This is a genomic window from Roseomonas sp. KE0001 (assembly GCF_016107285.1).
Classification (GTDB): domain Bacteria; phylum Pseudomonadota; class Alphaproteobacteria; order Acetobacterales; family Acetobacteraceae; genus Pseudoroseomonas.
Map to the genome: position 1 here is coordinate 1 of NZ_RCVQ01000021.1, position 16,551 is coordinate 16,551.

The 16,551-nt window shown below is 66.3% G+C and carries 22 protein-coding genes and 3 pseudogenes; 10 read left to right on the forward strand and 15 right to left on the reverse strand.

The features are described from left to right. Window positions 1-125, reverse strand: a pseudogene (locus tag D9598_RS20285) (IS3 family transposase); the annotation flags it as partial. 339 nt (window positions 126-464) lie between these two features. Between D9598_RS20285 and D9598_RS20290 the strand changes: the two are divergent. The 6 genes from D9598_RS20290 (at window position 465) to D9598_RS20315 (ending at window position 4,073) form a co-directional block, all read left to right on the forward strand. After that, on the forward strand, window positions 465-650 hold the full coding sequence (locus tag D9598_RS20290; protein ID WP_198368308.1) for an antitoxin: 186 nt from the start codon (window positions 465-467) through the stop codon (window positions 648-650). A gap of 17 nt (window positions 651-667) precedes the next feature. Further along, on the forward strand, window positions 668-883 hold the full coding sequence (locus tag D9598_RS20295; protein ID WP_370592101.1) for a type II toxin-antitoxin system RelE/ParE family toxin: 216 nt from the start codon (window positions 668-670) through the stop codon (window positions 881-883). 166 nt (window positions 884-1,049) lie between these two features. Next, window positions 1,050-2,069 carry a site-specific integrase gene (locus tag D9598_RS20300; RefSeq protein WP_198368309.1) on the forward strand — a complete coding sequence of 340 codons (1,020 nt, stop codon included), beginning with the start codon at window positions 1,050-1,052 and terminating at the stop codon, window positions 2,067-2,069. A 174-nt stretch (window positions 2,070-2,243) separates the two neighbouring features. After that, window positions 2,244-2,816, forward strand: coding sequence for a hypothetical protein (locus D9598_RS20305; RefSeq protein ID WP_198368310.1), 573 nt, complete (start codon window positions 2,244-2,246; stop codon window positions 2,814-2,816). Further along, entirely contained in the window at window positions 2,809-3,639 is an 831-nt protein-coding gene (locus D9598_RS20310; RefSeq protein WP_198368311.1) for a segregation/condensation protein A, read from the forward strand. The genes D9598_RS20305 and D9598_RS20310 overlap by 8 nt, the downstream gene beginning before the upstream one ends. Before the next feature lie 197 nt (window positions 3,640-3,836). Then, window positions 3,837-4,073 carry a hypothetical protein gene (locus D9598_RS20315; RefSeq protein ID WP_198368312.1) on the forward strand — a complete coding sequence of 79 codons (237 nt, stop codon included), beginning with the start codon at window positions 3,837-3,839 and terminating at the stop codon, window positions 4,071-4,073. A gap of 244 nt (window positions 4,074-4,317) precedes the next feature. On the opposite strand, the gene D9598_RS20320 is transcribed toward D9598_RS20315, so the two are convergent. From D9598_RS20320 to D9598_RS20330, 3 genes and pseudogenes are all read right to left on the reverse strand, one after another. Continuing rightward, on the reverse strand, window positions 4,318-4,641 hold the full coding sequence (locus tag D9598_RS20320; RefSeq protein WP_198368313.1) for a type II toxin-antitoxin system PemK/MazF family toxin: 324 nt from the start codon (window positions 4,639-4,641) through the stop codon (window positions 4,318-4,320). After that, the gene (locus tag D9598_RS20325; protein ID WP_198368314.1) at window positions 4,638-4,856 is read right to left on the reverse strand and encodes an antitoxin MazE family protein; all 219 of its coding nucleotides are present in this window, start codon (window positions 4,854-4,856) and stop codon (window positions 4,638-4,640) included. Before D9598_RS20325 ends, D9598_RS20320 begins: the two co-directional genes overlap by 4 nt. Window positions 4,857-4,990: 134 nt before the next feature. Continuing rightward, window positions 4,991-5,694: pseudogene (locus D9598_RS20330) on the reverse strand (transposase). Window positions 5,695-5,874: 180 nt separating this feature from the next. On the opposite strand from D9598_RS20330, the gene D9598_RS20335 reads away from it, so the two are divergent. Next, window positions 5,875-6,267, forward strand: coding sequence for a hypothetical protein (locus D9598_RS20335; protein ID WP_198368315.1), 393 nt, complete (start codon window positions 5,875-5,877; stop codon window positions 6,265-6,267). Between the two features lie 2 nt (window positions 6,268-6,269). Here D9598_RS20335 and D9598_RS20340 read toward each other — a convergent pair whose 3' ends face one another. The 4 genes from D9598_RS20340 to D9598_RS20355 all read right to left on the reverse strand — a co-directional run bounded on the left by D9598_RS20340 (window position 6,270) and on the right by D9598_RS20355 (window position 8,185). After that, window positions 6,270-7,061 carry a hypothetical protein gene (locus D9598_RS20340; protein ID WP_198368316.1) on the reverse strand — a complete coding sequence of 264 codons (792 nt, stop codon included), beginning with the start codon at window positions 7,059-7,061 and terminating at the stop codon, window positions 6,270-6,272. A gap of 55 nt (window positions 7,062-7,116) precedes the next feature. Further along, on the reverse strand, window positions 7,117-7,506 hold the full coding sequence (locus D9598_RS20345; protein ID WP_198368317.1) for a type II toxin-antitoxin system VapC family toxin: 390 nt from the start codon (window positions 7,504-7,506) through the stop codon (window positions 7,117-7,119). Continuing rightward, the gene (locus D9598_RS20350) at window positions 7,506-7,748 is read right to left on the reverse strand and encodes a type II toxin-antitoxin system Phd/YefM family antitoxin (RefSeq protein WP_198368318.1); all 243 of its coding nucleotides are present in this window, start codon (window positions 7,746-7,748) and stop codon (window positions 7,506-7,508) included. The genes D9598_RS20345 and D9598_RS20350 overlap by 1 nt, the downstream gene beginning before the upstream one ends. Window positions 7,749-7,813: 65 nt before the next feature. Then, a complete protein-coding gene (locus D9598_RS20355) occupies window positions 7,814-8,185 on the reverse strand; it encodes a hypothetical protein (RefSeq protein WP_198368319.1) in 372 nt (123 codons plus the stop codon). Window positions 8,186-8,317: 132 nt separating this feature from the next. On the opposite strand from D9598_RS20355, the pseudogene D9598_RS21305 reads away from it, so the two are divergent. Continuing rightward, window positions 8,318-8,536, forward strand: a pseudogene (locus D9598_RS21305) (IS701 family transposase); the annotation flags it as partial. Between the two features lie 189 nt (window positions 8,537-8,725). Here the strand turns inward: D9598_RS21305 and D9598_RS20365 are convergent. From D9598_RS20365 to D9598_RS20385, 5 genes are all read right to left on the reverse strand, one after another. Continuing rightward, window positions 8,726-9,256, reverse strand: coding sequence for a hypothetical protein (locus tag D9598_RS20365; protein ID WP_198368321.1), 531 nt, complete (start codon window positions 9,254-9,256; stop codon window positions 8,726-8,728). 108 nt (window positions 9,257-9,364) lie between these two features. Further along, complete coding sequence (locus D9598_RS20370; protein WP_198368322.1) at window positions 9,365-10,525, reverse strand: hypothetical protein; 1,161 nt, start codon at window positions 10,523-10,525, stop codon at window positions 9,365-9,367. Next, the gene (locus D9598_RS20375) at window positions 10,522-10,938 is read right to left on the reverse strand and encodes an AlpA family transcriptional regulator (protein WP_198368323.1); all 417 of its coding nucleotides are present in this window, start codon (window positions 10,936-10,938) and stop codon (window positions 10,522-10,524) included. The genes D9598_RS20370 and D9598_RS20375 overlap by 4 nt, the downstream gene beginning before the upstream one ends. Window positions 10,939-11,207: 269 nt before the next feature. After that, window positions 11,208-11,519 (reverse strand): helix-turn-helix transcriptional regulator, encoded by a 312-nt coding sequence (locus D9598_RS20380; RefSeq protein WP_198368324.1) that lies wholly within the window; start codon window positions 11,517-11,519, stop codon window positions 11,208-11,210. Further along, complete coding sequence (locus tag D9598_RS20385) at window positions 11,506-12,795, reverse strand: type II toxin-antitoxin system HipA family toxin (RefSeq protein WP_370592100.1); 1,290 nt, start codon at window positions 12,793-12,795, stop codon at window positions 11,506-11,508. Before D9598_RS20385 ends, D9598_RS20380 begins: the two co-directional genes overlap by 14 nt. A 791-nt stretch (window positions 12,796-13,586) precedes the next feature. Between D9598_RS20385 and D9598_RS20390 the strand changes: the two genes are divergently transcribed. Then, window positions 13,587-13,832 carry a hypothetical protein gene (locus D9598_RS20390; protein ID WP_198368326.1) on the forward strand — a complete coding sequence of 82 codons (246 nt, stop codon included), beginning with the start codon at window positions 13,587-13,589 and terminating at the stop codon, window positions 13,830-13,832. Here D9598_RS20390 and D9598_RS20395 read toward each other — a convergent pair. Next, window positions 13,822-14,079 carry a hypothetical protein gene (locus tag D9598_RS20395; protein ID WP_198368327.1) on the reverse strand — a complete coding sequence of 86 codons (258 nt, stop codon included), beginning with the start codon at window positions 14,077-14,079 and terminating at the stop codon, window positions 13,822-13,824. The genes D9598_RS20390 and D9598_RS20395 overlap by 11 nt on opposite strands. Before the next feature lie 145 nt (window positions 14,080-14,224). Between D9598_RS20395 and D9598_RS20400 the strand changes: the two genes are divergently transcribed. Further along, entirely contained in the window at window positions 14,225-15,475 is a 1,251-nt protein-coding gene (locus D9598_RS20400) for an IS701 family transposase (RefSeq protein WP_198368330.1), read from the forward strand. 131 nt (window positions 15,476-15,606) lie between these two features. Here D9598_RS20400 and D9598_RS20405 read toward each other — a convergent pair whose 3' ends face one another. After that, window positions 15,607-16,413 (reverse strand): IS5 family transposase, encoded by an 807-nt coding sequence (locus tag D9598_RS20405; RefSeq protein WP_198368328.1) that lies wholly within the window; start codon window positions 16,411-16,413, stop codon window positions 15,607-15,609. Window positions 16,414-16,551 lie beyond the last annotated feature (138 nt).

The following is a 16,551-nucleotide window of genomic DNA, read 5'->3' on the forward strand; positions in this document are numbered from 1 at the left end:
TACGGGGCCTGCGTGACCCCGATTGCCCGAGCACCCTCGGCCACCGTCTTGCCCTGGCCCACCAAGACCTCAACCTGCCGGAGCTTGGCCACGATCTCCTCCGGCTTGTGCTGCTTCCGAGCCATCCCAACCCTCCGAACTGCACCACCGATCTCACATGATCGGCGGCTCACTTCTACGGAGGCAGGTCACCGGCGTAGAGCCCGATAATTATAGTTTATCGGGCTTTCTAATAAGAAAGCGCTGGTTGCCCTATTTGACGCGGGGTGGCACAGTCTCGGCATGCGGCGACTGCGAAACGAAGCGGAGACCCTGTTACTTCGGCGCGGAGCTTCGGCCCGGCTGTCGCACGATGTCGCACGCCGGATTGGGGGACGATCGCACCCCAGTCTAGGGCGTCCGGGCCCAACAGATCGGGCGAGAGTTCTCGAAACCAATGTGCCCGGCTGTGCTATAGAGAGCGGATGTCCGCGTTGTCGCCCATCGAGTCCGAGTTCTCCTCGACCGAGGAAGGCGAGGCCTATGAGCACTGGCTCCGCACGAAGGTGGCGGCGAGCCTTGCGGACCCACGGCCGCACCTCCCGCATGACGCGGTTATGGCCGAGGTCGAGGCCATCCTCGCCGAGGCCGAACAGCCGTCGCAGCGCTAGGCCGCCGCGTACTGCCGATTGTCTGGCAAGCCAGCGCCAGGGACGACCTGCTCACTATCATTCTCTACATCACGAAGCGGAATCCGGCGGCGGCCCGACGCCTCAAAGGCGTGGTCGAGGAGGCGGTGTTGCCACTGGCCGAACACCCCTACCTGTTCCGGCCGGGGCGTGTTCCGGGGACCCGCGAACTGGTAGCGCACCCGAACTACATCATCATCTATCGCGTCGCATAACACGCGGTGGAGATCGTGAGTGTTGTCCACGCGCGGCAGCGCTACCCCTAGCAGAAGCGGCTGAGCGGCCCGGCCCGTTTGGCTCAGCGTCCACTTGCCTGGCCCTCCCATGACGTCCCCTCGTGCTTCTGCGGGGGCTGCCGTGCCCGAAGGGAAGGGCGAGATCTTGCCGCCCACTCGCCCTGTCCTGGCCACCCCCTTGCTTCGCGCCGCAGTGGGCCAGAGCCCGGCTGCCGTGCTGGCGCTGCTCTCCGGCCCGGTCGGCGAAGCCGTCGCCAAGGCGTCCGGTTATGCCGGCAAGGCGCTGTCCGAGAACACGCGTCGCGCCTACGCGACCGACTGGAGCCTGTTCTCGGCCTGGTGCGAGGCGGGTGGCGTGTCGCCGCTGCCGGCCGAGCCGTTGGTGATTGCCGGGTATCTGGCGAGCCTCGCCGGGCAGCTCGGCCGTTCGGGGCTGCGCCGCCGGCTCGCCGCCATCGCGGAGATGCACCGGCGCACCGGTCATCCGGTCGAGCCCGGGCATCCCGCCATCCGCATGACACTGCGCGGCATCTTCGCCAGCCACGGCAAGCCGGCCCGGCCCGCCGCCGCGCTGACCTCGGCTGAGGTGAAGCGGCTGCTCGCCAGCTGCGGCACCGACATGGCGGGCTTGCGGGACAAGGCGCTGCTGCTGACCGGCTTCGCAGGAGCGCTGCGACGCTCCGAGCTGGTCGCGCTCGACCGCGAGGCGCTGCGCTTCACCAGCGAGGGCATGACCTTGCAGATCTTGCGCTCCAAGCGCGACCAGGAAGGCGAGGGGGCCACGGTCGGCATCCCGCGGGGACTCAATCCCCTGACCTGCCCGGTGCGGGCGGTGGAGGAGTGGCTGCGGCGGGCGCGGATCGAGTACGGAGCGGTGTTCCGCGGCCTCAGCGGGCGCGGCGTGCTCGAGGGACGACTCGACACCAAGAGCGTGTGGCGGATCCTGCGCAAGCGGGCCGAGCTCGCCGGGCTCACCGTGGATGAGACCGAGCGTCTGTCCCCGCATGGGCTGCGGGCCGGCTTCATCACGGAGGCCTACCTCAAGGGCGCGCTGGACGAGCAGGTGATGCACCACACCCGCCAGAAGAGCATCGCCACCACCCAGGGCTATCGCCGCCGGGCCAAGATCACCCAGGACAGTCCGGCCCGACTGCTCGACCTGTAGGGCAGGGCAGTGGTCTCCCGTCTTTCTCCGGCCGCCCCGAATGCACCGGCCCCGACGGCACTCCCGGCGCCGGCACACACCGACTGGCTGCGCAATGTGCTGGTGGTGAGCGGGCCAACGGAAGGGACAGGTCGGTTCCGGGCGGCAGCCGCCGGGGCAGGGGTGATCCCCTGGGTGCTGGATCTCGACGGCATGGAGGAGGACTGGTTTCTGTCGCTCGCGGCGCCAGCCGAGGGCAAGCGGGCAATCAGTGTGCAGGGCGCGCGGATCCTGGCTCGGCGGCTGCGGGATGCCACTCATGCCAACCACCAGCGGGCGATCGCCCGCATCGGCACAGATCGAAGCCACCCCTTCGACCTGCACCGCCTGCTGCCGGTCCCATCCGGCATTCTGCGCCTCGGGCCCAACGACCCGCAGAGCCGCACTTGGCTGTGGACGCATTGGGGCACCACCCGTCCGCTGCGGCATGTGCGGGAGCTGGAGTCCACCCTCGACGGCCGGAAGCGGCGGATGGCGGAACTGCGGGTGGAATTCTGGTCGGCGGACTGGTCGCCGTGGCAGGCGCTGCGCCGGCTCCGAAGGTACTGGCCAGCTCTGAGCTTCACCCTCCAGCCGGACTACGCGGACGGTGAGGGCGATGAGCCCACGAGCGAACTTATCGCACCCATCCAGCACAAGCAGGGCAATCGGGACAGGAAAGACAACCGAGAAAAGTCGACCCGAGCGGCCAGGGCGCAGCGTGGCTGACGCCGCCGCCGCAGCCGAGGTTGAGGATGGTTGGCAGGAAAACGAAGGGCCCGGCGGGCGCCCCCGGCCGGCCGATATGCCTCACCTCAGTGTGCAAGGCTTCGAGGGCCCGCTCGATTTCCTGCTGGAGATGGTGCGCCGGCATCAACTCGACCTCGGCCGGCTGTCGATCGTCCCTCTGACCGACCAGCTGGTGGCCGCGCTGGAGAGTGGTGTCACCCGGCTGGAACGCCGGGCCGACTGGCTGGTGATGGCGAGCGAGCTCTTGCGGCTCCGGGCGCAGTTGCTCGCTCCTGCTAGTCCACAGGCCGCCGAAGAGGCTGCGGCGGAAGCCGATCAACGGCTCGGGCAGCTGGAAGAACTTGCGGCGATGAAGGCGGCCGCCGCCTGGCTCGCCGCTCGGCCGCAACTTGGACAGGACGTCTTCACGCGCGGCAATCAGGAGCGGCCGGCGCCGAAGCCGCAGGCGGAGCTCTACGTCGCCTTCCTTGAGGCGACCCTTGTCATGCTGGAAGGACGAGAACGACAGGGGGATAAGGCACCACTGGCCTACCGGCCCTCGATTCCGAACCTCTGGCGCGTCCCGGATGCCTTGGACCACATCCGCAGCATTCTGGGACAGCGGCCAGAGGGTGGCGATCTGGCTCTGTTCCTGCCGCCGCTCTCAGTGGGGGATACGCACCAGCTGCTGAACGCCCGTGCTGCGCTCGCCAGCACCTTTGTGGCGGCCCTGGAGCTGGCCAGGAATGGCGCTGCGGAAGTCTCTTCGTCGGACACCCGTAGTCGTGTTCATCTCCGCCAAAGTAGCGCATATCGGCATTGAAGGGGCCTGCGCGCTCGCCGACCTCATCACAGCGGGCAACACTGGATCCGCACCTTCACGCCGATGGGATGGCGAGGCTCGTTCGGTGGGATCGCGGCCCCTTTGCCTTCCTGCTTCGCCGGCCACGTCCTACGTGAGGTTCCGTTGCTCTGTCGAAATTATAAGCCATTGATTTGATGAAAAAGCATTGTCTGGATATGGACAATCAGCTCGCGCGCTTTGCGGAAATGGCAGCAGCCGTGGCGCGTCAGGTGGGCGGTGCATGGCATCAAGCGCCTGCTCGCGGCGGCGCTGGGCCCCCCCGTGCCGCCGAGGTCGTTCCCCTGCCGGTGGCGCGCGATGGAAAGCTCAGCCGCAAGCCGCGCTCTGTCGGGGCCATGGTGCGGGAGTTCCAGGAGGGCGCGGGCAAGCTCCTGGTGCAGGAGGGGTGGTGATGATCAGCCTGGGAGAGGCGCTTGCTTCCATCGCGTCGCGCGACCATGCCATGACCGTCCCGGATCGGTCGCGCGACCTTCCACGACCTTCCACGACCTTCCACGCGACCGCTCAAGCGCTGCCTGCCGTGCGCGATGTTCCTTGGTCCACATCCAGCCCATCTGGGCACGTGGGAACGCCCAAACACCTCACCACCAGCATTCTCAAACGGGCACTGAGGGATAACCTGTCCGTGCCTTGCCTTCATGCGATGCCGAGGAACACGGCAAGTGAGCGGGTCACTGACAACAGGGCGTCGTCCTCCAGTCGGCCGAACGGCGCGCTGAGCTTGTCGCGCTTCACGCTCATGGTCTTGTCCACCATGATCTGCGAAGGCTTGCGCAGGCCATTTTTTGCGCTCGGCTGCACTGTGGGCCGGATCAGCGGAGCATCCACCAGTGTCCCCGACACCAGCAGCACCGTCACCGTGCCGATCTGGTCGAACTGATCCGCCTGGACCACCAGTGCAGGGCGCGGCTTGCCGAAGTCACCGGTGAGGGCGACCGTCACCAGATCCCCTCGTCTCACCCTTCGTCGTCCATATCGGTCAGCGCTGCATCGAGAAACCTGTCGAGTTCGGAATCGGCCGCATCCGCCGCCGCAACGAGGCGCGACTGTCGGCGGCACTCCTCCGCAAAGCCTGGCTGGCGGGTGTCGGGCACCCAGATTTGCACTGGTCGCAGCCCGGCGGCCCGCAGGGCCTCCCGGTGCTTCTGGACACGCTTGCGAAGAGGGACAGGCATGGCAGCCTCCGGCATGGGTTACATGTAACCTATGCCGCTCCCTAACGGGGTTCAAGGCCGCTGCGTAGCCCGTCGCGTCCACCTTGTTGCACGGGTTAGCGGTGAGGAGGTGATGAGCCAGAGCGCCTCTGTGGTCAGCTGATGCGGACGTAATCCAGGCGACCCAGGTCCAACATGCGGTTCAGGGCCGCCGCCGTGATGGATACCTCGGTTGCCTGACGCCGATCAGTTCGGGAGCGCAGGCCGGGACCGATGACACGTTTCCAACGTGACACGTCGGGCTCGACGAGCGCGCGCCAGTTGTAGCCGGAGGCCTTCTGCCATCCCATGCGGCCGCGTTCGGCAATGCTTTGCAGATGCTGGTCCCGCCTCGTCGGCGCGGTCCCGGCTGTTGCACTCAGCACCGCGCTCGATCGTGGCGGGACAACGACATCCGCATGCGGATGTCGTGCCGCGACCGCAGCATAAACGTCGTCGCGGACGTAGGCGCCGTCGCCAGTGAGGGAGGCGACTTAGCCAGCGCCTTCGTAGCGGGCCGACTTGCGCACCGTCATCTGCATCAGGACCGGTCAGCTTCGTCGCGACGATCCGGCCGGTGTCGGCGTCCGTGGCAAGGTGTAGCTTCCTTCAGCGCCGTCGCGATCGCCAGATCCGAGTAGATGGGCTGGCCGCCTCGCGTGGTGCGGGGCTCAGCTTGCTGCCCTTCGATCGCCTCCTCCGAGAACCAGACCGTCAGGCTGCCGCGGGCACGCAGGCCCGCCTCGTACGCAGGCCAATTCCTGACCCGGTGCTGCTGTGGAATTCGATGCCGCCGGTCGGCGTTCGCCTTGAAGGGCAAGGGAGTGCTCTCCCACGCGGGGCTAGACCCCACCCTATCCCAAGGAAATCACCCGCTCGATCCATGCACCACGCCAATGTCGCGCGCCACGGTGCGGCCCGCTGTTGGACAGGCGGACCGGCGACGGAAAACTTGCCATGGGCGATGCGTTCTGCAGGCCTTGAGGGATAACAGGGCGTGATGAACTTTCGGAAGAAGCTCCGGTACGCCTGGCCAGCCAATCCGCAGGGCAAGAGCGTGGCGGAAGTGCCCTCGGGAAGTTTCTGCTCGGGCTGCCCGTACCACACGCTCAACCCGCTGAAAGCCACGGGCGAGGAGGGCTACTGCACCCTGCTAAATGTCGGCGACTGGATGCGGGGCGAGTTGCCGCTGCTGTGGGATGGCATCAAGATCTGCCACATCCGGCCGCTAGAAGTGGGGGCGACGCGTGCGGAGCGCCGCTATCGCGCAGCGTCTGGCGCCTCGCATCGCCGGGGCGGCGGCTGGGCCGTGTTGTTCGCCTGCAATGCTGCATGGCGGCCACGACACGGCCGGCGCGCCGGCTGGAAGAACCGCTCTCCCTGGGAGTGGTAGACCTATACCGGCCTTGGTCCCGCCGATACGTGCAGGGCGCCGGGCGCTTCTGTCGCCGCGTTCGCCTGGAGATCGGCCAGCGCCCAGCCCTGCAGGAACGGCGCCGGCGGCAGGATGATCCAGCCATCCGCATCGCCCACGGCAACGAACTCCTGGGCCGCCACGCCCAGCGCGGTGAGAGCGCAGACCAGCGCGGCCCGTTCGTCGTGGTTGGTCACGGCGGCCAGAAATTGGGTGAGGGAGCGTCCGGGCAGGAGATGGTTCAGCAAGCGCTGCAAGCCGCCCGTGCGGGCCAGGTGCTGAAAGAACACGTCCGAGCGGTCCTGCCGCCGGGCCGGGACAGCCGCGGGATCTTCCAGCATCACGCCAAGGAAGCTGTTGGGGAAGGCCTCCACCACCGCCTTGGCATCGATCGGGACCGCATGACGGGTCGGCGCCAGATCACCATGCGCCAGGATGATCCGGGCGCAGCTGTTGGCCGCGGCGTTGAGGGCCTGCCCCACCGGCGCACTGGCCTGTCCGGGCTTGCCGATCCGTGGCTGCAGCCGGCGCGTCAGCATCCGCTCAGCCGTACGGTAACGTCCAATGACATCGAAGCCCGCCCGCAGGGGGCCATCCAGGGCCGCCGCCTCCAAGCGCCCAGGACGAGCGACGCTGCGCAGCACATGGAGCCGCTCTTCAGGCTGCGCCCGGAAGCGCTGCAGTGTCCAGCGGATCTCCTGGCGGTCCCAATCGAGCCGGCAGACAGCACTGCTGGCCTGGGTCAGCGAATAGCCAACGTCGACGCCCAACACGGAGCCTGCCTCCGGCAGGTTGCGGTGCGCCGGCCCCCGCCAGCTGGAGAACAGCTTAGCGAACAAGGATGATAAGTTCGGAATAGGGCGGCAGCAGCGGATCGGCGGTGTAGAAGCGCACCGGCTCCGCTATGGCCTGGGCCACCAGCAGGCGGTCGAAGGGATCCCGGTGGTGTGGCGGCAAGCGCGCGACCAGCACTGCCGCGGCGGAGCGCACGGGCAACTCGACGAAGCCGGTGTCCAGCGCCGCCTGGAGGATCTGCTGCGGCTCGAAGGCGAAGTCCACCCGACCGAGCCCGGCCTTGATGGCGATCTCCCAAAGACTGGCCGCGCTGAACAACACCTCGTTGTCAGGCTCCTCCAGCGCCGCGCGCGTGACGGCGTCCAGCCGCTCGGGCGTGGCCAGCGCCCAGAGCAGCAGGTGGGTGTCGAGCAGCAGGCGCATCAGCGCCCTTCGAAGGCGTCGAGCACGGCGTCCGGCAGCGGCGCGTCGAAGTCGACCGGCACGGTGAGCTGGCCGGCCAGCCGGCCCAGGCGGCGGCGCGGCCGGTCAGGGGCGTCCTGCAACGGCACCAAGCGGGCGACCGGGCGGCCGGCGCGGGCGATGAGGATTTCCTCGCCGGCGGCGGCGGCGTCCACCAAACGCGAAAGGTGGGTCTTGGCGGCGTGGATGTTGACGGTCTGCATGAGAGCCTCCGGCCACCAAGATAAGGAGTTGACTAAGCTTAGTCCAGGCAGGAATGCTTCTTGGTTCAGGGTGCCGCCCGACCAGGAAGGTCCTGCTTGGCTCGCAGCGCCTCCCAGAGCTGCCCCGGGCCGAGCAGGGTTGCCAGGATACGGCCGCGGATGTTGTCCGAGTTGAGCACCTGACGGCTCATGGTCTGATGTGCGGCCATGGCGTCCATGATAGCGTTCATCAGCTTGTCGCTAAGGTTCGGCGAGTTGCCGAACTGCTCCTTGGTGTTGACCGCCGCCTGGCTGCGGAGCAGTTCCGACTCCAGCATCTTTTCCTTGAGCACCGTGTCCACATAGGCCACGGCATCCCCCTCGGTGATCTCGCCCTCGAAAAGATCGTTCATCGCCAGGATGATCTCCTGCAGGCGCAGCTTGTGCTTGTCCTGCATCTGGCCGGAGCCCACCTGCGTGATCGGCGTCAGGGACGGGCCCGCCTCACCGCCCAAGAGGTTGAGCTTCTGCTGTCCAATGTCGCGCATGCGGTGGTGCGTCAGCTTCAGGACCAAGAGGTCCAGCCCCTCGCGTTCATTGCCTGGTTCGCCGTGGCGCGCATCCGGGTGGACGACGGCGCCATGTGGGGCAACAACCGGCACCTACCGAGTGATGAGGCCTGGCTGGTGGGCAAATGGCGCGCGGGTGGCGAGCGAAAGTACTACCTGAGCAACCTGCCTGCGGGCACGCCGCTGCGAGTGCTGGCAACCGCCCTCAAGGCCCGTTGGGTCTGCGAGGGTGATCATCGCAGCTTCTGAACCTTCCCGGAGGCGACGGATCAGCGCGGGAGAGCGGGGGGCTGGAACAGCATCAGGACCTGCCGGCGGAGGGCAGGGGGAGAGAGGCCCTGGATTCTCAAATCAATCTCAAAAACGGCCGGTTTCCAGGCGCGTCTCACCGTCTCATTGTCTCAGTGACGGTGAGATGGTGAGACAGTCTCAGATCGGGGTTTCAGGCCGGGAGGGAGGCGGAGGCGCGGGCGCGCGCGGCCTGCGCGATCGGGTCTCGTCCAGGCAATTCGGCACATGGATCGCGGCAGGAAGGGCCGGCGGATTGCGGACGGCATGGAGCACCCCGGCCATTTCATCCCGGCGCTCGCGCAGCGGCCGCGCATAGGGCGCCAGGCTGTCCATCAGGTCGGCCCCGCGCATCCACCAGCCGCCGGCATCGCGCAGGACCACGGCCGCCAGCTCGGCCTTGAAGCACATCACCGGCAGCACGCTGAGGTAGTCGATCGCCGCGCTGATCTCCTCCTCCAGCGTCTCGGGATCCGGGCGGTTCTTGGCCAGGAACGAGATGCGCATGAGGAAGCCCCGGATCATCGCCCGATCCGCCGGCTGGAGCAGCTCGGTCAGCGCGGCGAGCTGCTCCTCGGCCTCCGCCACCGCCGCGTCGCTCAGCGGGATCGGCATGACCATGGGGGCCCGCCACATCGCCACCACCGCGCGGCGGCGGCGTGGGATCCGCATCCCGCGACGGTCGCGTGGAAGGTCGTGGAAGGTCGCGCGACCGATCCGGGACGGTCATGGCATGGTCGCGCGACGCCATGGAAGCGAGCGTCTCTCCCAGGCTGATCATCACCACCCCTCCTGCACGAGGTGCTTGCCCTCGCCCTCCCGGAATTCCCGCATCATCGCCCCGACAGTGCGCTTGCGGGGAGGCCTCCCGTCACGCACCACCGGCAGGGGCACAACCTCGGCCGCACGGGGCGCCAGCGCCGCCGCGAGCAGGCGCTTGATGCCATGCACCGCCCAGGCGATCCCCGGACGGTCCCCAGGGTCGCGCTCCAGTTTCGCCGCCAGCACCTCCCTGGCGGTGCGCTGGACCCACCCCGGCATGTCCTCGCTGGCCACGCCGAGCGCCGCCATCGTCTCGCACAGGCTCACCGTGTGCGGCCAGGCCTTGGGGTCGGGCTTCGGGGCCTCCCCATAGACCTCCTCGAAGGCCGTGCGGAACGCGCTGTTCACCGCGCGGGACTCAGCGTCGCAGGCATCGACGCGGCGTGGAGTACCCGAGAGGACAGCCAGCGCGGCCGACCGTGGCGGCTGGCCCACCGGCCGGGCATTGGCATCCAGCACCAGCCCCCCGGCCTCCCCCTCGCGCGCGTGCGTGTGTGCGTGTGCATACGCGCGCGCATCCCGAGGAGAGGAGATAGATTCTATTCTATTCTCTTCAGTTCTCTTCTCTTCAGGAACCGGTCCGATAACCGGCGCGGTAATCAGACCGTTAATCGGACCGTTAACCGGTTCGGTAATCGGTCCGTTATCATCGCTCTTAGCGATTTCAATGTGTTGTTGGGGGGGTGTCTGTTTCCTGGCGCGTTTCTTCGCGCTGTGGACCACCCCGGCAGCCACTCCAGCCTCCTTCGCCATGGTCTTCCGAACGCCCGCTTTCAGCGCACGTTGGGACAGCGCAGCGTGATAGAGCCGGTCATCCGAGCACTCGATGAAGCCAGCCAGAGCGCCCTGGCTGCGGATCTTGCGCCAGAGGTTCAGGTCACGGCCATAGCCCAGCAGGTAGCAGAGCTGCCGGTCATCGTTCGGCAGAGAGGCGGCCGGCACCTGATGCCAGGCGCGGGCCTGCGCCATGACGTTGGCGATGCGCGCGGCATCGTCCAGCAGCGGCATCTCGCCCTCGGTCAGGCTGTTGATGTCGATCATCACCGCCGAGAGGTGCCGCAGGTCCAGGTCCGGCGGTGTCAGCGGCGCCGGCCGGTTGTCGTTGCGCCGCCTGCTCATGCCGCGACATCCAGGCCAAGGTTGAGCTGCCCGGCATTGCGCGGCGCCGCCACCGCCACCGCCTTTTCCTTTCTGGCGGCTCGCTTCGGACCACCGTTCAGGTAGGGCTGCTTCGCGACACGCGCGGCCACAGCGGCGCTCCGGGGCGGCAGCACCCCATTCCTGGCCTCGCTGCGGCGCGCCAGATACCGCTCCACGTCAGAGGCGAGATAGAACACGCCTTCCTTGGCATAGGTCCAGGGCAAGTCATCCGGGGCCTTGATGTTGTTCGGGCGGCGCCAGTTCTGGAGCGTCCAGGGAGACACCTCGATCATGGCCGCTACCTCATGCAGGGAGAGGTATCGGTCGCCCCGAACAAGATGAGCCAACACTTCAATCGAGGGATAGCCAGCTCGTGACATCATGTCGTCCACTCCCAGATGCTGACAACCGTGTGGGGTGTGATCTCGCGCGAGATGCGCTGTGACTTCGCCTCTAGCATGAGCCGGTCTGGCGAATCATCCCAGATAATCCTGGCCCGTGAGGATGCCTGACGATCATCTTGCGATTCTTTCCTCCTGTGGCGGATGCACCAAGCCTTCACCTACGAGATCCTTATCCCCAAGACGGTTCCGGCCGAGTACGTCATGGCCGTAGAGACGCCTGAATAGGTCTGGCAAAGCAGTTTCAGATAGCCTGAAGGTCAGTCCTCCTCGTCCTCCGCAGCAGGCTCCTCGGCAGCCTTCTTGAGCACGAAGCCAACCTGATATCCGAAGGGCTTACCGATCTTCGCGAGTGTCTCCGCGGTGGGATTTGCTCTCCCAGCCTCCAGGTCCACCACCAAGCGCCGTGTCAGCTTGAAGGCCTGCGCGAAGCGGGCCTGGGTCATGCCCAGGGCCTGCCGCATCCGCCTGACGGCCTGGCTCCACTCCAGACCACCGGCAGCGATGTCCTCGTTCAGCCCGACACGCAGGGCGATCCGCTCATCAGTCGATGGCCGTCTAACGCGGGGCATGGGTTCGCCTCCGGCTCAAGGCCTCCAGGGCGTCGGCGTGCTGACCGCAGAAGCCCATGGCGCCCGCGATGACCGCATCCGGCACGCCTATCCCGCGGGCGAGCTCCGGCATCCGGCGCAGGCAGTCCGCCTTGCCCGCCAGCGTGTCCATCAGGTCCTCGGCATCCAGCCCTGGCACACCGTCTGCCGCCACACGGCAGACTTTTTCCCAGTCGGGATTGAGGTCGCGGCTGGGCCCGTTGAACGGCCGCATGCACTTCCAGGTCGTGGAGCGGGCGATGCCGGAGGAGTCCAGGCGCATTGGGCAGAAATCGTAGAGCGGCGTCAGCCGCACTCCACCATCGGCAGTTTTCTGGAGGGCCGTGTTCCGCCCGTGGTTGTCCGGGTTGCCCAACCCCAGATTCAGGACATCCCGGAGTACGTACTCCGTCACTTCGGCGGCCGGGTCGTCGCAATACGCCTTGATGGCGTCGAGGTATTCCTCGTGGGATGCCTGGTAGCCGAAAGCTGCGACACCGGCGGCGGAGACAATGCTCTCCTGGCCGAGACGCACCACACGGCCACCCACGACTTCGCGATCGAAGCGCGGGATGAACAGTGTGCCGCCCCGGTGTTCGAGTGGCTGGGCGCATCGCACTCCGAAGGCGCGTGCGAGTTCCAGGTACGGCGCCTCGGCCGCCAGGATGAGCCTGGTCGCCTTGTCCTTATCGCCGACCCACTTGATGATTGCGTGGCCGGCGGCCTGGTCGTCAGGCACCATCGGGTCCGGCAGCCAACGGCCCGCCTTGTTGCGGGTCATCAGCAGCTTGGGCCAGGCACCCTGGACGCCGCTGGAGCCGGAGGCCACAGCCGCGTAGTCACGGGCGAATTCGTTGAAGGCATCGCCACGTTCGAAAAGCTCGTCCAGCGGCAGGCCGGGGTGTGTTGGAGCCTGCTTTACTCGTTTCCGTTCAGCATCCCAGGCCTGCTTAATGCGGATGTTGCCGATCGGGTCACCGGCGGCCCGCAGTAGGAGAGGGGCGTCGCAAGCGGCTGCATCCTGGTTGAGCCTCAACGCCTCAGCCAGCACCTTGCGAGCATGGCCTTGAGGCAGCAGGTCCAGCAGGAAAGGCGGCCAGGTCTTGAAGTGGTGTAGTTCTAGGGAAGGGGGGAGCCGTACGCTCAAGGCTTTCCATCCCTGGACGCTGCCCGTGAAGTCCGGGTCTACCTCGAACACCCAGGCATCGTCGTAGGCGAGCTTACTCGCCCTTTGCCACCCCTTGTCAGGGTCGGTCACGGTCAGCCGGGCCGCGTCACTCCATCGGCCGTCAGCATGAATCTGGAGGGTCAGGTCCCTGTGGTCTGCCATATGACCCCTATAGAGTACAAAAGTGGCGTAATCTACCCGTATATGAACCCTATAGGGAACACATAGGACGGAAGGAAGTGCGTCCACAAAGAACCGCAATAATCTGTTTTCTTTATGGAAAACCGGATCCCATATAGCGTTATATTCTGAATCTGGAGCGACTAAAATTCCACTCGACCAATTTTAGAAAACCATTCATTCTGGTTTAGCGAACAAGAATCTGCCTTATCAGTCATTTGAAGAGAGATCATAGCTTCGTCGAAACAATACCCGTCCAAGCTCTCTCTATGCAGACCTTCACCACCGCCGCCGTCCCAGCGCCTTCGGAGCAGCTTCCGAGCATTGTTCGCCGCCCTTTCCGCCAGACGCCCGGCCGCCTATGGGGGATTTCTGAGCCGCGGCTGCGGGCTTGGCGGCAGGCGGCGCAGGTCGTGCGCTGGGAGCGCGCACGGCTGGCCTAGCTGGTCGTGGCCGAGGAGGCTGATGCGCGGGACCTTGGGAGCGAGGAGGCTGCTGCCGTCCTGTCGGCTGCGTCCTGGTACGAGCCGACCGAGGAGGACGCTGCGGCCGACGCTTGCTCCCCAATCCGCAACGCCGTAGAGGCGGGTGGGCGCTCCGGGGCAAGAGGACCGCGATCCGACCCCGGAATGCTGTGGGTCGCGGAATGCGCTAATTGCAGAGGGTGGATCCCAGAGATCCGGCGCATAGCGATCCGCTGGATGCAGGATTGGCGGGAGAGCGGTCGGGATAAGGCGCAACGTCAGGGTGGCGACCGACGGTCGCAACGGGCCGAAGCCTACAAGGACATCGTCCTCGCGGCAGTGGACGCCAAGGTCGACATCACACTGGTCGAGTTGGCCGAGATGCTCCGGCGGGATCACGGTTTCCCACGCGGTGATTTTTCTGATTCAGGATCTGTGCTGGTGAAGGAGGCCGGCATGGATGGGTCGAGCCTTATCGCGTGATCTTCGAGATCGTGTCGTCGCGGCTGTCGACGGCGGCGTGTCGTGTCGGCGGGCTGCCGAGCCGTTCGGGGTCAGCGCCGCGAGCGCGATCCGGTGGCGTCAACTTGCGCTTGTTCACGGCACGCCGGCCGCCAAGCCGCAAGGCGGCGATCGTCGGACGGCCAAGATTGAGGACCATGCGGACTTCATCCTTGAGGCGATCGAGCGGGAACCGGACCCGACTCTTGGCCCCGATGTGGCGTCGCATGGCTTCTACTGCCTCCCGCGCGTCACCGCGCAGCACCGCCGCAACCGCCCTTTCATGCTCCTCGTGAGAAATGGCCAGCCGTCTTGCCGCCTCGAACTAACATTACAGTTGCGTTTTTGGATGATGCCTGAACCTATGGGTGACCATGGTTTGGAGGTCATGGATGTCGGGGGCATCGATCGAGACGACGCTGGAGCTCTGGGCATCATCGCTACGTGAAGTCAAAGCCCGCATCAGACCCCTTTTCACTCAGGAGCGGGTTGCGGCATCAGCCGGATTGTTCCTGGATGGCCTGCTGAGCGCTGAGCGTCGCAAGACAGGCTGGATGCGAGCCGAGGCGGCGGGCGATCCCGGGCCATGGCGGCAGCAGGCCATTCTCGGACGCGGTCGCTGGGAGGCGGATGCCCTGCGCGACATGGTCCGGGATTACGTCGTTGAGCATTTCGCGGCGAAGGATGCCGTGCTGGTCATTGATGAGACGGGCTTTCTCAAGCAGGGCAAGGCATCCTGCGGCGTAGGGCGGCAGTACACCGGCTCGGCGGGCAAGATCACCAACTGCCAGATCGGTGTGTTCGCGGCCTACGTCTCGCGTCATGGCCACGCCTTCATCGACCGTGCCCTCTACCTGCCCAAGCGTTGGAGCGATGATCCGGCGCGCATGGCCGCGGCCCACGTTCCTGCGGGAACCACCTTCGCCACCAAGCCCGCCATGGCGCTCAGCATGATCGAGCGGGCTATCGGCGCAGGTGTGCCCTTTGGCTGGGTCGCAGCCGATAGCGTGTATGGCGTCGGCGATATCGAGATGGTGCTGCGTCGCGTAGGCAAGGGCTACGTGCTCGGCGTCAACGCGACAGCATCCTTCAATTCCTGGATCGACAAGCCTGAGGTCGCAGGGACGGCCGAGAACATCGCCAGAGCACTCGATCCCGCAGCCTGGCATCGCCTGTCGGCGGGTCGTGGCACAAAGGGCGAGCGCCTGCACGATTGGGCGTACCTGGAACTGGCGGACCTCGAAGCTGATGAGTTCCGCCCAGGAGCGAAAGGGCTTTGGACGCGCGGTCTGCTGATCCGCCGCCACATCGCTGATGGTGAAATGGCCTACTTCACCACCTGGTGCCCGGCCGGAACGCCGATCGAGATGCTTGTCGCGGTCGAAGGGCACCGCTGGGCCATCGAGGACAGCTTCGAGACCGCCAAGAACGAACTCGGCCTGACGCACAATGAAACCCGGTCCTGGCACGGATGGCACCGCCACGTGTCCCTGGTGATGCTGGCCTTCGCCATGCTGGCGGTGATCCGCCATCACGCGAACCAGCCGACACCCCAAAAAACATCGACGGCTCGCCGCACACCTCAGACCTCGTCCGCTGGTCGATCCAGGAGATCCGCCGCATAGCCATGCGCCTTGCACAGCGGCGCATTCAACCTGCCAGCATCATGGCCTGGTCACTCTGGCGAAGAGCTCATCAAGCTGCCGCGCAGCAAGCTCACATTAAACGAAGAACGCAACTGTAATGCTAGAGGCTGTTATGGATCTGGGGCCAATTGAGCGGCCTGAGTGAGCATGATGCAGGCGAAGGCGACGAGGTGGAGATCGGCAAGAGTGCTGGCGTAGCGCTCATAGTCTTTCACCAAGCGCCGGAAGCGGGTGGCCCAGGTGAAAGAGCGCTCCACCACCCAGCGCCGCGGCAGCAGCACGAAACCTCGTTTGGCCTGGGGCAGCCTGACCACCTCCAGTTCGATGCCCTGCGCTTCAGCAGCATCGGCTGCTTTCCGGCCGGTGTAGCCCTGGTCGACATAGGCCAGATCGACGCTCTGACCCGTCGAGGCCTGCACCGCCTGGGCAAGCCGCCCAACCTCGGCCCGATCATCCGCATTGGCAGGCGTCACGTGCAGCGCCAGCAGATGCCCCAACGTGTCGACCGCCAGGTGCAGCTTGGAACCCTTCTTCCGCTTGGCACCGTCGTACCCGGCCCGCTCGCCACTTTCCGGCGTGGACCGCAGCGTCCGGCTGTCCAGAATGGCAGCACTGGGCTGTGCCTTTCGTCCAGCAGCCAGCCGCAGCACGGTTCGGAGGTCCTCGGCCAGCGCTTCGAAGCAGCCTGCCGCCAGCCAGCGCTGCGTCTGCTGGTACACCGCCGCCCAGGGCGGCAGGTCATTGGGCATCCAGCGCCAGGGTGCGCCGGTCTTCACCACGTAACGCAGGCCGTTGAACACCTCGCGCAAGCTGTGTTCCCGTTGCCCGGCCCGCTCCGGCAAAAGCGTCAGATAGGGCGCAACCAGCGCCCACTCTTCATCAGATACATCGGACGGATATGGCTTACGGGCAGTCATGCCCCACAGCCTGATCGTTACCCGCCCGCAGGTCCATAACAGCCTCTAGCGGTGTCAGCTCTGCGCAGCGGGATTGAACGGATCGCCATCGTCGACCTCGATCCGATGTCCGGCATAAGCCGCTGGTGGCAGCGCCGG

Coding starts and splice junctions, on each gene's coding strand:
- D9598_RS20290 (WP_198368308.1), top strand. CDS start 465: ATGTCCGCGTTGTCGCCCATCGAGTCCGAGTTCTCCTCGACCGAGGAA.
- D9598_RS20315 (WP_198368312.1), top strand. CDS start 3,837: ATGGACAATCAGCTCGCGCGCTTTGCGGAAATGGCAGCAGCCGTGGCG.
- D9598_RS20325 (WP_198368314.1), bottom strand. CDS start 4,856: ATGCCTGTCCCTCTTCGCAAGCGTGTCCAGAAGCACCGGGAGGCCCTG.
- D9598_RS20335 (WP_198368315.1), top strand. CDS start 5,875: ATGAACTTTCGGAAGAAGCTCCGGTACGCCTGGCCAGCCAATCCGCAG.
- D9598_RS20345 (WP_198368317.1), bottom strand. CDS start 7,506: ATGCGCCTGCTGCTCGACACCCACCTGCTGCTCTGGGCGCTGGCCACG.
- D9598_RS20350 (WP_198368318.1), bottom strand. CDS start 7,748: ATGCAGACCGTCAACATCCACGCCGCCAAGACCCACCTTTCGCGTTTG.
- D9598_RS20355 (WP_198368319.1), bottom strand. CDS start 8,185: ATGCAGGACAAGCACAAGCTGCGCCTGCAGGAGATCATCCTGGCGATG.
- D9598_RS20365 (WP_198368321.1), bottom strand. CDS start 9,256: ATGCGGATCCCACGCCGCCGCCGCGCGGTGGTGGCGATGTGGCGGGCC.
- D9598_RS20370 (WP_198368322.1), bottom strand. CDS start 10,525: ATGAGCAGGCGGCGCAACGACAACCGGCCGGCGCCGCTGACACCGCCG.
- D9598_RS20380 (WP_198368324.1), bottom strand. CDS start 11,519: ATGCCCCGCGTTAGACGGCCATCGACTGATGAGCGGATCGCCCTGCGT.
- D9598_RS20390 (WP_198368326.1), top strand. CDS start 13,587: ATGCAGGATTGGCGGGAGAGCGGTCGGGATAAGGCGCAACGTCAGGGT.
- D9598_RS20395 (WP_198368327.1), bottom strand. CDS start 14,079: ATGCGACGCCACATCGGGGCCAAGAGTCGGGTCCGGTTCCCGCTCGAT.
- D9598_RS20400 (WP_198368330.1), top strand. CDS start 14,225: ATGGTTTGGAGGTCATGGATGTCGGGGGCATCGATCGAGACGACGCTG.
- D9598_RS20405 (WP_198368328.1), bottom strand. CDS start 16,413: ATGACTGCCCGTAAGCCATATCCGTCCGATGTATCTGATGAAGAGTGG.